The following is a 13,135-nucleotide window of genomic DNA, read 5'->3' as shown; positions in this document are numbered from 1 at the left end:
GGCCCGGAGCGCGGCCCGTCACCACACATGAAGGAAAAACCATGAAATCACTGCGCTGGAGCTCGCTCGCGGCCCTGCTTTTTCTCTGCCCTGGCTGGGCACTGGCGGCTGACTTTGACGGCAGCCAGCTGTCGCCGGTCTGGGGCATTCCCTTTGCCGGGCTCCTGTTGTCCATAGCGCTGATGCCCTTGCTGGTGCCAGCGTTTTGGCATCACCATTTCGGCAAGGTGTCGGCGGCCTGGACCCTGGCGTTTTTTATCCCGTTTGCACTGATTTTTGGCTCGGCAGTGGCCGGGGTCAGCCTGGTGCACGCGCTGGTGGCCGAGTACATTCCTTTCATTATTTTGCTGACAGCGCTGTTCACTGTCGCGGGCGGCATCTTTATCCGGGGCAATCTGCATGGCAGCCCCGGCCTCAACGCGGGGTTGTTGCTTATCGGGGCGGTGCTGGCCAGTTTCATGGGTACCACTGGGGCCTCCATGCTGATGATCCGGCCCCTGATTCGCGCCAACGACAACCGCAAACATGCGGCGCATATTGTGGTGTTCTTCATCTTCATTGTTTCCAATGCAGGCGGTTCGCTGACACCGCTCGGCGATCCGCCGCTGTTTTTGGGTTTTCTCAAAGGCGTTGATTTTTTCTGGACCGTCAAACACATCTTTCCCGAAACCCTGTATCTGATTGGCAGCCTGTTGGTGATTTTTTATCTGCTGGACAGCTGGTATTACCGCAACGAGGGCGTGCAGCCGGTTGACCCGACGCCAGATACAGAACGTGTCGGCTTTGACGGCGTCTTCAATTTTGGGCTCCTGGCTGCGGTGGCAGGACTGGTTTTGCTCAGCGGCTTCTGGAAGTCGCCAGTGGTCTTCAATGTCTACGGCACCGAGGTGGGACTGCCGGGTCTGGTGCGCGATGCCGGTCTGATCGCCATCACTTTTCTGTCGCTCAAACTGACGGCCAGGAAGGTGCATGAAGACAACCAGTTTTCTTGGGGGCCGATGGTGGAGGTGGCCAAGTTGTTCGCCGGAATTTTTCTCACCATCATCCCGGTCATTGCCATGCTGAAAGCCGGTACCAGCGGGCCATTTGGCGCCGTGGTTTCGGCTGTGACGCGCCCCGATGGGCAGCCCGACCCCGCCATGTATTTCTGGGCGGCCGGTATCCTGAGCTCGTTCCTGGATAACGCGCCGACCTACCTGGTGTTTTTCAACACCGCCGGTGGCGATCCCCAGGTACTGATGACCACGCTGGCGCCCACACTGGCCGCGATTTCGGCCGGAGCAGTGTTCATGGGCGCCAACACTTACATTGGCAACGCCCCCAACCTGATGGTCAAGGCCATTGCTGAAGACCGGGGTGTCAAGATGCCGAGCTTCTTTGGTTATATGGCGTGGTCGGGCGCGGTCTTGATCCCATTGTTTATCTTGATGACAGTGATCTGGTTCCGCTAACTTTTGGGTTGAAAGACATTCATGAGCAAGCCAAAATTACTGATAGCCCGCGCCATTTTCCCGGAGGTCATTCAAAAACTGGAGCAATACTTTGAAGTGGAGACCAACCAGCCCGACGAGCCTTTCTCCGGAACGCAGTTGATCCAGAAGCTGCAAGGCAAGAGCGCGGCGTTGACCACGGGAGGCGACCGGATTGACGCCGAGGTGCTTGCAGCGTGCAGTAGCCTCAAGGTGTGCGCCAACATGGCCGTGGGGTACAACAACTTTGACCTCGACGCAATGACAGCTGCGGGTGTGCTCGCAACCAACACCCCGGACGTGCTCACCGAGACCACTGCAGATTTCGGATTCGCGCTTTTGATGGCGACGGCACGCCGAATTACCGAAAGTGAACACTTTTTGCGCGCGGGCAAGTGGGGCAAATGGAGCTTTGACATGTTTGCCGGCTCGGACATCCATGGCAGCACCCTGGGTATTCTGGGCATGGGGCGCATCGGGCAGGGCATTGCCAAACGCGGTGCGCTCGGCTTTGGCATGAAAGTCATTTATCACAACCGTTCCCGCCTTGATGCAGCGCAAGAGGCTGAGTGCAAGGCAAGTTATGTCAGCAAGGAAGAGCTGCTCAGGAGCGCCGACCATCTGGTGCTGGTGCTGCCGTACTCACCCGCCTCACACCACAGCATAGGCGCGACCGAGCTGGCGTTGATGAAGCCTACGGCTACGCTGATCAATATTGCACGTGGAGGCATCGTGGACGATGCAGCCCTTGCACAGGCACTGCGTGACAGACGTATTGCGGCTGCGGGGCTGGACGTGTTTGAAGGCGAGCCGAGAGTCCATGCTGATTTGCTGACGGTGCCAAACGTGGTGTTGACGCCGCACATTGCAAGTGCCTCGGTGCCAACGCGTAAGGCCATGGCGCATCTGGCCGCAGACAACCTGATTGCGTTCTTTAAAGACAACAAGGCGCTGACGCCCCTGAATCCTGCAGCACTTGCCGCAAAATAGACAGCACACATGAACGCTTTACAACTCTGGCTGGCGGTGATTTTGCTGCTGGTCAATCTGCTGTTGCTGGTCTGGCTGGTTTTGCGCAAGCCCGCCGACAGCGGCCGCGCCGAGCTGTTGGCTGTCATGACCGCAGGCCATGACAAAGTTGAGCGCGAGGTAAGACGCGAGATCAACGACAGTGCCCGTGCAAGCCGAGAAGAACTTGCCACCGCGTTTGCGACCTTTCAGCAAACGCTGGTCAAGCAAAGCGCCGAGGCCACGCGCACGCAGAATACTCAAATTGACGCATTTGCGCAGCAGCTCACCCTGCTGCAAAAAACGCTCTCCGATACGCTGACCACACAGCTGCAATCCGTTAGCGAGTCCAACGCGCGGCGCATGGGTGAGGTGCGTGAAACGCTGGAAAAACAACTGGCTCATCTGCAGCAGACCAACTCGGCCAAGCTCGATGAAATGCGCCAGACGGTCGACGAAAAGCTGCAAACCACGCTGGAAGCGCGCCTGGGTGAAAGCTTCAAGCAGGTTGCCGACCGGCTGGAACAGGTGCACAAGGGGCTTGGAGAGATGCAGACTCTGGCCCAGGGGGTAGGGGACCTCAAGCATCTGCTCACCAACGTCAAGGCGCGCGGCATTTTTGGCGAGGCGCAGCTTTCGGCCTTGCTGGAGCAGGTTTTTTCTGTGGACCAGTATGCGGCTCAGGTCATTACCCGCCGCGGCGGCAAAAACCCGGTCGACTTTGCGATCCGGCTGCCTGGGCGCTCAGACAGTGGTGACCCGGTTTGGCTGCCGATCGATGCCAAGTTCCCCAATGAAGACTACGAGCGCCTGCTGGATGCACAGCAGCGCGCCGACGTGCTGGGCGCTGAGGTGGCGGGCAAGGCCCTTGAGGTGCGTATCCGGCAGGAGGCCAAGTCCATGTCTGAGAAATACATTGAGCCGCCGTACACCACGGACTTTGCCATCTTGTTTTTGCCAACCGAGGGCCTGTATGCCGAAGTCCTTCGCCGGCCTGGCCTGATGGAAGTACTGCAGCGTGACTATCGGGTCACACTGGCCGGGCCTACGACTTTGCTGGCAATGCTCAACTCGTTGCAAATGGGGTTTCGCACGCTTGCGCTGGAAAAACGCTCAAGTGAAGTGTGGCAGGTGCTGGGGGCCGTTAAAACGGAGTTTGGCAAGTTCGGTGACGTGCTCGCCAAGGTCAAATCGCAAACCGAGACCGTGCTCAATACCCTGAGCAATGCCGAGCAGCGTAGCCGCGTGATGGGCAAGGCCCTTCGCAATGTCGAGGCTTTGCCCGAGGCGGAGTCGGCGAAGTTGATTCCCATGGACCCGGCCCGGGACGCGGAGGATAGTTGACGCCCGAACTTGCCCGCCTGATTCTTGCGCAGATATGTCTGCATGCCTGCATGGCAGGCACACGAATGGCGGCGCCGCTCCTGGCGCTGCGCGAAGGCTACAGCCCGGCTGCGGTCGGCGTGTTGCTTGCACTGTTTGCGTTGACCCAGGTTTTTCTGTCGCTTCCCGCCGGGCGTTTTGCCGACCGGCACGGGCTCAAGCGTCCGATGGGGCTCAGTGTGGCCGCGGCGGTTGCGGGGGCGGGCCTGGCGGTGGCTTTCCCGGTGTTTCCTGTGCTGTGCCTGGCGGCATTGCTCACGGGGGGTGCAACCGGTGCGGCTGTGATTTCGCTGCAACGCCATGTGGGCCGGGCTGCGGAGGGGGCGTTGCAGTTGCGCAAGGTGTTCAGCTGGCTTTCCATCGGCCCGGCGCTGTCCAACTTCATCGGCCCCTTTGCTGCTGGCCTGCTGATTGACCATGTGGGCGCCACACCCAACAGCACTGAAGGCTATCGCGCGGCTTTCTTCCTGATGGCCGTGCTGCCCCTGGCAAGCTGGTTTCTGGTGCGGCCAACACGGGATCTCCCACCCGTCGTCGCAACGCTGGGCGCCGTACCTTCCAGTGCATGGGGCTTATTGCGAGAGCCCGGTTTTCGTCGTCTGATGCTGGTGAACTGGTTTCTTTCGTCCTGCTGGGATGTGCACACGTTTGTGGTGCCTGTGCTGGGATTTGAAAAAGGGATCAGCGCATCGGTGATCGGCACCATCCTCGGCGCCTTCGCCATAGCCGCCGCAGCCATCCGCATGGTTATGCCGGCCCTCGCTGCGCATCTGCGGGAATGGCTGGTCATCGTCTGCGCGATGGTGACGACTGCCGTGTTGTTCGGTATTTATCCCTTGATGGGAACTGCCTTGGGCATGGGGGTGTGTTCGGTTCTGCTCGGCTTTGCACTGGGGACCGTGCAGCCCATGGTGATGAGCATGTTGCACCAGATGACGCCGGAGCACCGGCACGGCGAGGCGCTCGGGCTGCGCATGATGGTTATCAGTGCTGCCAGCGTGGTGATGCCGGTTGTTTTCGGGACCCTGGGCGCAGTGATCGGCATTGCGGGCGTCTTTTGGGCTACGGGCGCTGTGGTGGGCGCCGGCAGCCGCGCCGCGTGGCTGCTACGGCCGGAACAGCCTAAAGCTGATAAAACGTCTTGATGGCGTCCCAGGCATCTTTGGGATCGTCCACATACTGAAACAGCTTCAGGTCTTCTGGAGAGATGGCGCCTTCTTCCAGCAACACCTCAAAGTTGAACAGTTTTTTCCAGTAAGCCGAACCAAACAGGATGATGGGCACCGGTTTGGCCTTGCGGGTTTGCACCAGCGTAATAACTTCGAACAATTCATCCAGCGTGCCAAACCCCCCGGGAAAAGCCACCAGAGCCTTGGCCCGCATCATGAAGTGCATCTTGCGCAGGGCAAAGTAGTGGAATTTGAAACTTAGTGAGGGTGATACATACGGGTTGGACGACTGCTCGTGCGGCAGCGCGATGTTCAGCCCGACGTTGAGGGCGCCCATTTCCTGCGCGCCCCGATTGGCGGCCTCCATGATGCCGGGGCCTCCGCCAGTGCAAATGAACAGTTGCTCGGCGGGCTCGCGGGGATTGCTGTAGGTGGCCACCATCCGCCCGAACTGTCTGGCGTGCTCGTAATAGACCGCATTGCGCACATGGCGCTCGGCCAGTGCCAGCGCCGTTGCGTCCCCTGAAGCCTGCGCCAGCTTCAGGGCTTCCTGCGCCTGTTCAGGCGCCGGGAAACGTGCGCTGCCAAACACCACAATGGTGTTTTCGATGCCCTGTTCTTGCTGCTCAACATCCGGCTTGAGCATTTCCAGCTGAAAGCGGATGCCTCGCGTCTCCCGGCGGAGCAAAAATTCAGGATCGGCAAACGCAAGCCTGTAGGCATTGGCTTCTAGCGGATTGCCATTGTTGGCATGTGACTGCAGTTCGGCCCAGGCGTCGGCCAGGCGATTAACGCTGATATCTTGGGTGCTTTGCATGTGTTGATTGTGAACGAACTACTGGGCCATCACGAGTGCCAGGGGAACGAAAATGACGGACAACACATTGCCCAGCAGAATCATGGCGGCCACCTTTTCGGGCTCCTGGTTGTAACGCTCGGCCAGCATGTACTGCATGACGGCCGGAGGCAGGGCCGCGAACAGCAGAACCTGACCCTTGACCACGCCTTCCATACCCATGGCCCAGGCCAGCGGCAGGCCGATCATCAGGCCCAGAATCGGCCGGGCCAGTGCGCCCAGCATGCCGATAGCGACGCCGGAGCGTGTCAGCGCGGTCAGCCGCACACCCAGGGAGAACAACATAAGGGGGAGCATGGCATCGCCCAGCAGGCGCATGCCTGAGAGCAATACCTCGGGAGGGCGAATTTCAGTCAGCGCGCTGGCAAAGCCAAGTGCTGTGGCCAGCATCAACGGGCTGAGAAGCAGGTCGCGCGTTTGTGCGTGGCTGCTGGTGATGCGCGCGCCGACGGAAAAGTGCAGCAGATTGCTGATGGAAAAAAGTGCGACGGCGGCTCCCAGGTATTCCGGCCCAAAGGCCAGCAGGGCCAGGGGTAGGCCCATGTTGCCGCAGTTGTTGAACATCACCACCGGCACCAGGGTGCGCGGCTGGGCGCCGAAGAGGCGTGCCAGCGGCCAGGCGATCAGGCCGCCACCCACGATCAGGATGGCGCCGCCCAGCAGCAGCGGTAAATGGTCCATGAGGTGAAAGTCGCGTGAGGCCAGCGCTGAATAAACCAGCATGGGCGCCAGCACATCCAGGGCTATCCGGCTGAACACCGACATGTCGGGCGCGTGGCGGCGGCCGTAAAAGTAGCCGATTCCAACAATGAAAAAGACCGGAATGATGACCTGGGCAATGCGCTGCAGAAGTTCCATGGGTCCGGATCAGGAAGAAGAAGGGTGGAAACGTAAAAAAGGCTCCACGGGGGAGCCTTGTATCGGGAAAGTTTGGCGCCGCCGTGCCGATTAAACGCGTTTGCGGTATTCGCCGGTGCGGGTGTCGATTTCGACCACGTCGCCCTGCGCTACAAAAATGGGCACTCCGATTTCAAAACCCGTTGCCAGTTTGGCGGGCTTGAGAACCTTGCCTGATGTGTCGCCCTTGACGGCTGGCTCGGTCCAGGTGATTTCGCGGTTCACGCTGGTGGGCAATTCGACCGAGATGGCCTTGCCGTCGTAAAACACAACCTCAAGCTCCATGCCGTCCTGCAGGTAGTTCAGCGAGTCGCCCATGTTTTCGGCTTCGACTTCGTACTGGTTGTACTCGGAGTCCATGCAGATGTACATCGGGTCGGCGAAGTAGGAGTAGGTGCAATCCTTCTTGTCCAGAATGACCTGGTCGACCTTGTCGTCGGCTTTGAATACCTGCTCGGTGCCGAAGCTGCCGATCAGGCTTTTGAGTTTCATGCGCACGGTCGCGGAGTTGCGCCCACCGCGGCTGTATTCGGTCTTGAGCACCACCATCGGGTCTTTGCCGTGCATGATGACGTTGCCAGCGCGTATTTCTTGAGCGATTTTCATAACAAGTTCTATGGATATGCCGCCGAACATCTGGCTGAGGTGATGCCGGTTCTGCAGCGGGTTGTGCAAATGCCAGCCGGGCTGGTTTGCAAAGCCTTTGATTTTAGCGGTTTTTTGGTCACCAACCCGGGCATGTCCCCGGGAGCACGCTGCGCCTGTGCCTGGCCATCCAGAGCGATGCCCGCTCATTGATGCTGGTTAGCCGTGTCCCGGGCCTGGGACTCAAAACGCAGAAGCTGGGTTGTCAAGTCGTCCTGTTTTTGCAAGCGCATGCTCGCCGACTCCACACACGCGGCCCAGGCGTCGGGGTCAAGAGGGGACATCTCCCCATCCCGGCCGTTCCAGGCGGCATGGAATAGCTGCAGCGATGAGGGCGCCTCCAGCATGGCCAGAAAGGCCTGGAGTTTGCGCAGGTGCGCATTGTCCTCCTGAGGGTAAATCTGCCACACCAATGGTTTGCCGGCCCACAAGGCGCGCACCACGGAGTCTTCCCCACGCACGAAGTTAAGGTCACAGGTCCACAGCAGGTGATCAAACTCCAGCTGGCTGATCAAGGGCAAGTATGAAATTGATAGCAAACTATGGCCGTCCTGACTGGAGAAAAGGCCAATTTGATCGTTAACAACGGCTTTAACGGCGTTTCCAGCCCGTCCGGCCGCAACCAGCAGGCGCACCGGCTGGCCGTACCATCCATGTTGCGCCAGTTGAGGGAGCAGCGCAGCCAGCGCAGGTGGTTCGTAGCAAAACATCGAAACCAGTTTTTCGCCCGACCATTCAATGCCCTGGGCGTCCAGCCAGGACTTGCGATCAAAGCCCGCCTGTTTCTCCAGCAGACCCTCCTCACGCAACAAACCACCGGTTGAAGGGGTGAAGCCAGGATAGAAAAACCATTTGGTCCAGCCAGACGCGGGCCCACTGTAGACACGCGACGGCAGGCCATGGCAGCGCTCCACATAGGGTTCGGCCGACAGGTATTCGAGGTTGATCCAGACCGGTCTGGGCTGCCCCGCATCTTCTTGCCTCACGCACTCCGCCAGAAATTCCGGCGCGATGTCGCAGCCGAAAGCTTCTATCAGCACGTCGCATGGCCTGGCGTCCAGGCGCAAGAGGTTGATGCCCAGCGGTTCGGTCCACGGCAAAACCGTGAGCCCCTCGCGGTCGACAGGGGCCATCCAGCTCAATGCCGACGCGTCGTCTACCCACAAGCGCACCTGCTGCCCGCGTGACGCCAGGTCCGCGCACAGCCGCCAGCAGACGCCCAGGTCACCATGGTTGTCGATGACTTTGCAAAAAATGTCCCATTGCAGCGCGCGATCCATTCCGGGATTGTCCACAATACGGTAGCCAAACACCATCATGACCCTCCCTCACGAATTTGACCCCCAACTGCTCAGCGAGGTCGCGGCCTTGCCGGCGATGCCCGGCGTGTACCGCTATTTCGACGCGGAAGGCGCAGTGCTGTATGTAGGCAAGGCTCGTGATCTGAAAAAGCGGGTCTCCACCTACTTCCAGAAAAACCACGGCGGCACACGCATCGGCCACATGGTGACCAAAATTGTGCGCATGGAAACCACGGTGGTGCGCTCAGAGGCGGAGGCCCTGCTGCTGGAGAACAACCTGATCAAGACGTTGAATCCGCGCTTCAACATTCTGTTTCGGGACGACAAAAGTTACCCCTACCTCAAGCTGGCCTCGCACGAGTTTCCGCGCGTGGCTTATTACCGGGGCGCCGTTGAAAAAAAGCACAGCTACTTCGGCCCTTATCCCAGCGCTTGGGCAGTCAAGGAAAGCATTTTGCTGCTGCAAAAAGTATTCAAGCTGCGAACCTGCGAAGACACGGTTTTTAACAACCGCACCCGTCCCTGCCTGCTGTACCAGATCAAGCGCTGCTCTGCACCGTGTGTGGGCCATGTTTCGGTGGATCAGTACACCCAGGATGTGGACAACGCCAAACGCTTTTTGCAAGGGCAAACCCAGGAAATATTGACCGAACTTGAACAGCAGATGCAGGCGCACGCAGAGAGGCTGGAGTTTGAGAAAGCTGCCGAGTTACGCAACCAGATGTCGGCCTTGTCCAAGGTCTTGCACCAGCAGTCGATGGAGACAGGTGGCGACAAGGATGTGGACATTCTTGCGGTCAAGGTCCATGGCGGCAAGGCCTGCGTCAATCTGGCCATGGTGCGGGGCGGCAGGCATCTGGGTGACAGACCCTATTTTCCGACGCACGTGGAGAACGCCGCGGACATGGCGAGCCTGGATGACGACGTGCAGGTGGAGGAGGGTCAGGTCAAGAGCCTGGAGGCATTGGTGCTGGAGGCCTTTATTGCCCAGCATTACGCGGGCGTGGCGGTGCCGCCCGTGCTGGTTTGCAGCGAGCCGGTGGACAAGGACCTGATTGGGGCGCTCATCATGCAAACAGGCAACAAAATTGCTGCCATTCATCAGCCCCGGGAACAGCGTCGCGTCTGGCTGGAGATGGCGCAGAAAAACGCTGACTTGCAACTGGCCCGCTTGCTGGCCGAGCAGGGGTCGCAGCAGGCCCGTACCCGCGCGCTGGCAGAGGCGCTGGATCTGTCTCTCGACAAGCTGGAGGCTTTGCGCATTGAATGTTTTGACATCTCTCACACCGCAGGTGAGTCGACGCAAGCTTCCTGTGTGGTGTTTCACACGCACAAGATGCAGAGTTCAGAATACCGCCGCTACAACATCGAGGGCATCACGCCCGGAGATGACTACGCTGCCATGCGCCAGGTGTTGATGCGTCGCTACAGCAAACTGGCGGAAGCCGCACGCAACAACACGGCCAGGCTACCGGATCTGGTGCTCATCGACGGTGGTAAGGGGCAGGTGAGCATGGCGCGTGAGGTGTTTGAAGAACTGGGACTTGACCTTGGCCTGATTGCCGGCGTCGAAAAAGGTGAAGGACGCAAGGTCGGCCTGGAAGAGCTGGTGTTTGCCGACGGCCGTGAGAAGGTTTATCTGGGCCGGGACTCGGCCGCACTGATGCTGATTGCGCAGATTCGGGACGAGGCCCACCGCTTTGCCATCACCGGCATGCGCGCCAAACGCGCCAAGGTGCGCGTGGGCGCAAGTGGCCTGGAGGACATCGCCGGTATTGGCCCCAAGCGTCGCGCCAGTTTGCTGCAGCGTTTCGGAGGAATTCGCGGCGTGGCGTCTGCCAGCGCCGAGGACATTGCCACGGTAGAAGGTATTTCCCGTGACCTTGCCGAAGAAATCTACCGCGCGCTGCATTAATCCGGAAAAAAATCCATGCCAAAATGAGTCATGAAGTTTTGGACCATACCGACCGTGATGACCTGGACCCGCATTGTTGCGATTCCGTTGATCGTCGGTATTTTTTATATCAATATCGCGCCGGAAAAAGCCAACCTCATCGCCACCGTGATGTTTGTGGTTTTTGCCGCCACCGACTGGCTTGACGGCTATCTGGCCCGCAAGCTCAACCAGACCTCTGCATTTGGGGCCTTCCTCGACCCCGTCGCTGACAAGTTTCTGGTTTGTGCGTCGCTGCTCGTTCTGGTGCATCTGGCCCGCATCGATGTGTTCGTCGCACTCATCATCATTGGCCGCGAGATTGCCATCTCGGCGCTGCGCGAATGGATGGCATTGATAGGCGCCACCAAAAGCGTCGCGGTGCACATGCTGGGCAAGGTCAAAACGGTGGTGCAGATGGTAGCCATCCCCTTCCTGCTGTATGACTCGGTTTTGTTTGGCATGATTGACACCAACCTGTGGGGTACCTGGCTGATCTGGCTATCTGCCATCCTGACGGTCTGGTCCATGATTTACTACCTCCAAAAAGCCATTCCGGAAATCCGCGCACGAGCCAAATGAGTTCGCCTGCGTCAAACGCGGCCATGATCAAGGCCATGCCGGCCGTGTTTGTGCTGATCTGGAGCACCGGCTTCATCGTCGCCAAATACGGGCTGCCTTATGCCCCACCGATGAGCTTTCTCGCCATCCGGTACCTGCTTTCCCTGCTTTGCTTTTTCGCCTGGATAGCACTTGCGCGTGTGGCCTGGCCAGCCAGCCGTTCGCAATGGCTGCATCTTGGTGTGACCGGTATCCTGATCCATGCGGGTTACCTCGGCGGCGTCTGGTCGGCCATCAAAGGCGGCATGGGTTCCGGACTGTCGGCACTCGTTGTCGGGTTGCAGCCGGTATTGACGGCGGTGTGGGTGACCCAGATGGGTGACAGCAGCCGCAGCGAAAACCGCGTGAGTGCCAGGCAGTGGCTGGGTTTGGTGCTGGGGCTGGCGGGCTTGCTGCTGGTGGTTTCGCGCAAATTTGGCGCGGGTAATGAGGCCACCTTTTTCACCTTGGGCTGCGCCGTCTTCGCCTTGCTGAGCATCACAGCTGGCACGCTTTACCAAAAACGCTTTGTGCTGCCGGCTGATGTGCGCAGCGCCAATGCCATTCAACTGGGCGCGGCCTTGCTGGTGACCCTCCCTCTGGCCTGGCTGGAAACCGAAGCCGTGCAATGGACGCCGGGCTTCATGGGTGCGCTGGCCTGGTCTGTACTGGCATTGACACTGGGAGGCAGTTCGCTGCTTTACATGCTGATTCAGCGTGGCGCGGCCACGGCCGTTACCAGCCTGTTGTATCTGGTGCCACCGACCACGGCATTGATGGCCTGGCTGTTGTTTGGCGAGGCCATCACGCTTGTGACGGTGGCAGGTACCGCGCTTACCGCGTTGGGCGTAAGCCTCGTGGTGCGGCCCGCGAGGCCCCCGCAGCACTGACTTTCCACGGCGCATCCTGAAACTGGTTGAGCAAAAAATCAATCAGCAGGCGGATGCGGCGCGGCGAATCCGCACGGTACGGCGCAAGCCAGTGGATGTCCGCGTCAGGCATGGCATAAGCCGGCAAGACGCGCACCAACTCACCGGAAGCCAGCTGCGGTGAAATATCCCACAGGCTGCGCAGCATGATGCCGCGGCCAGCCACGCACCAGTCACGCACCAGTTCCCCCGAGTTGCTGGACAACGGCCCATGGACGCGGACGCGGGTAGCTGTTTTTTCACGGTCGCGTTGAAGTGGCCACACATCAAAACGCTGAGCGGTGGCGTTGCCGTTTTCCCGCACGATCAGGCAGCTGTGCTCCTGCAAGGCTTCAATAGTCAGGGGTGTGCCGTGTTGAGCGATGTAACGGGGAGAAGCCACCAGCACGCGCTGATTACGCGCCAGGCGGCGCGTCACCCATTGCGCGGCCTGCTTGCCCTGAGCCGCCCAAAGCCAGATGGCGCCGTCAAATCCATCGGCGGCGAGGTCAGGCAACTGCTCCGTGAGGTGCACCTGGACATTGATACGCGGGTAGCGCTCCTGAAACGCGGCCAGCGCCGGCCCCAGCCACAGGCGCCCAAAACCAAAGGTTGCTGCCAGCCGGATCAGCCCGGTGGGTTCTGACTTGCGTTCCTGTAGTTCGGCCTCCAGCGCGCAAAAGCCCTGCAACAGGACCATGGCACGCTCACAGACGGTTTCTCCCTCTGCAGTGGGGCTGACCCGCCGCGTCGTGCGCTGAAAAAGGCGCTGGCCAAGCCGGGCCTCCAGTGCGGCCAGCCGCTTGGTTACCACCGGGGGCGCAACATCAAGACTGAGTGCGGCACCATTCAAGCTGCCGGCATCACGTATTGCCAACACGAGCTCCAGATCGCTGCGTTCCATTGATGCCTCAAAAGAAATAATCAATTGCCTGATTATTGCTTGAGTTGTCTGACTGCTTTCAG

Annotated in this window: 12 protein-coding genes; 7 read left to right on the top strand and 5 right to left on the bottom strand. The window is 59.7% G+C overall.

All coding sequences use genetic code 11. The annotated features are described in order from the left end of the window. Positions 1-41 precede the first annotated feature (41 nt). The 4 genes from VE934_RS13610 to VE934_RS13595 are packed head-to-tail and all read left to right on the top strand — an operon-like array spanning position 42 to position 5,005. Positions 42-1,451: a sodium:proton antiporter gene (locus VE934_RS13610; protein ID WP_324888374.1), complete on the top strand. Its 1,410-nt coding sequence runs from the start codon at positions 42-44 to the stop codon at positions 1,449-1,451. A 21-nt stretch (positions 1,452-1,472) separates the two neighbouring features. After that, complete coding sequence (locus VE934_RS13605; RefSeq protein WP_324888372.1) at positions 1,473-2,459, top strand: D-glycerate dehydrogenase; 987 nt, start codon at positions 1,473-1,475, stop codon at positions 2,457-2,459. A 9-nt stretch (positions 2,460-2,468) separates the two neighbouring features. Beyond that, positions 2,469-3,821, top strand: coding sequence for a DNA recombination protein RmuC (gene rmuC / locus VE934_RS13600; RefSeq protein WP_324888370.1), 1,353 nt, complete (start codon positions 2,469-2,471; stop codon positions 3,819-3,821). Next, positions 3,818-5,005, top strand: coding sequence for an MFS transporter (locus VE934_RS13595; RefSeq protein WP_324888368.1), 1,188 nt, complete (start codon positions 3,818-3,820; stop codon positions 5,003-5,005). The genes rmuC and VE934_RS13595 overlap by 4 nt, the downstream gene beginning before the upstream one ends. Here VE934_RS13595 and VE934_RS13590 read toward each other — a convergent pair. The 4 genes from VE934_RS13590 to earP form a co-directional block, all read right to left on the bottom strand. Beyond that, positions 4,983-5,846 carry a TIGR00730 family Rossman fold protein gene (locus VE934_RS13590; protein ID WP_324888366.1) on the bottom strand — a complete coding sequence of 288 codons (864 nt, stop codon included), beginning with the start codon at positions 5,844-5,846 and terminating at the stop codon, positions 4,983-4,985. The genes VE934_RS13595 and VE934_RS13590 overlap by 23 nt on opposite strands. A gap of 18 nt (positions 5,847-5,864) precedes the next feature. Beyond that, positions 5,865-6,743 (bottom strand): AEC family transporter, encoded by an 879-nt coding sequence (locus VE934_RS13585; protein ID WP_324888364.1) that lies wholly within the window; start codon positions 6,741-6,743, stop codon positions 5,865-5,867. Positions 6,744-6,833: 90 nt separating this feature from the next. Further along, on the bottom strand, positions 6,834-7,388 hold the full coding sequence (efp, locus tag VE934_RS13580) for an elongation factor P (protein WP_324888362.1): 555 nt from the start codon (positions 7,386-7,388) through the stop codon (positions 6,834-6,836). A gap of 185 nt (positions 7,389-7,573) precedes the next feature. Beyond that, positions 7,574-8,707: an elongation factor P maturation arginine rhamnosyltransferase EarP gene (gene earP / locus VE934_RS13575; protein WP_324888360.1), complete on the bottom strand. Its 1,134-nt coding sequence runs from the start codon at positions 8,705-8,707 to the stop codon at positions 7,574-7,576. Positions 8,708-8,744: 37 nt separating this feature from the next. On the opposite strand from earP, the gene uvrC reads away from it, so the two are divergent. From uvrC to VE934_RS13560, 3 genes are read left to right on the top strand one after another with little or no spacing between them, the layout of a single operon-like run. Next, the gene (gene uvrC / locus VE934_RS13570; protein ID WP_324888358.1) at positions 8,745-10,643 is read left to right on the top strand and encodes an excinuclease ABC subunit UvrC; all 1,899 of its coding nucleotides are present in this window, start codon (positions 8,745-8,747) and stop codon (positions 10,641-10,643) included. A 30-nt stretch (positions 10,644-10,673) separates the two neighbouring features. Then, positions 10,674-11,243, top strand: coding sequence for a CDP-diacylglycerol--glycerol-3-phosphate 3-phosphatidyltransferase (gene pgsA / locus VE934_RS13565; protein WP_324888356.1), 570 nt, complete (start codon positions 10,674-10,676; stop codon positions 11,241-11,243). Further along, complete coding sequence (locus VE934_RS13560; RefSeq protein WP_324888354.1) at positions 11,240-12,151, top strand: DMT family transporter; 912 nt, start codon at positions 11,240-11,242, stop codon at positions 12,149-12,151. Before pgsA ends, VE934_RS13560 begins: the two co-directional genes overlap by 4 nt. Here VE934_RS13560 and VE934_RS13555 read toward each other — a convergent pair. Further along, positions 12,096-13,073: a LysR family transcriptional regulator gene (locus tag VE934_RS13555; protein ID WP_324888352.1), complete on the bottom strand. Its 978-nt coding sequence runs from the start codon at positions 13,071-13,073 to the stop codon at positions 12,096-12,098. The two genes, VE934_RS13560 and VE934_RS13555, sit on opposite strands and share 56 nt — an antisense overlap. Positions 13,074-13,135 lie beyond the last annotated feature (62 nt).

Origin of the sequence: Polaromonas sp. (genome assembly GCF_035638815.1) — a bacterium.
Lineage (GTDB): Bacteria > Pseudomonadota > Gammaproteobacteria > Burkholderiales > Burkholderiaceae_C > Polaromonas.
Note: the sequence above shows the minus strand (reverse complement) of the source record. Positions and strands in the feature narration are given on the sequence as shown.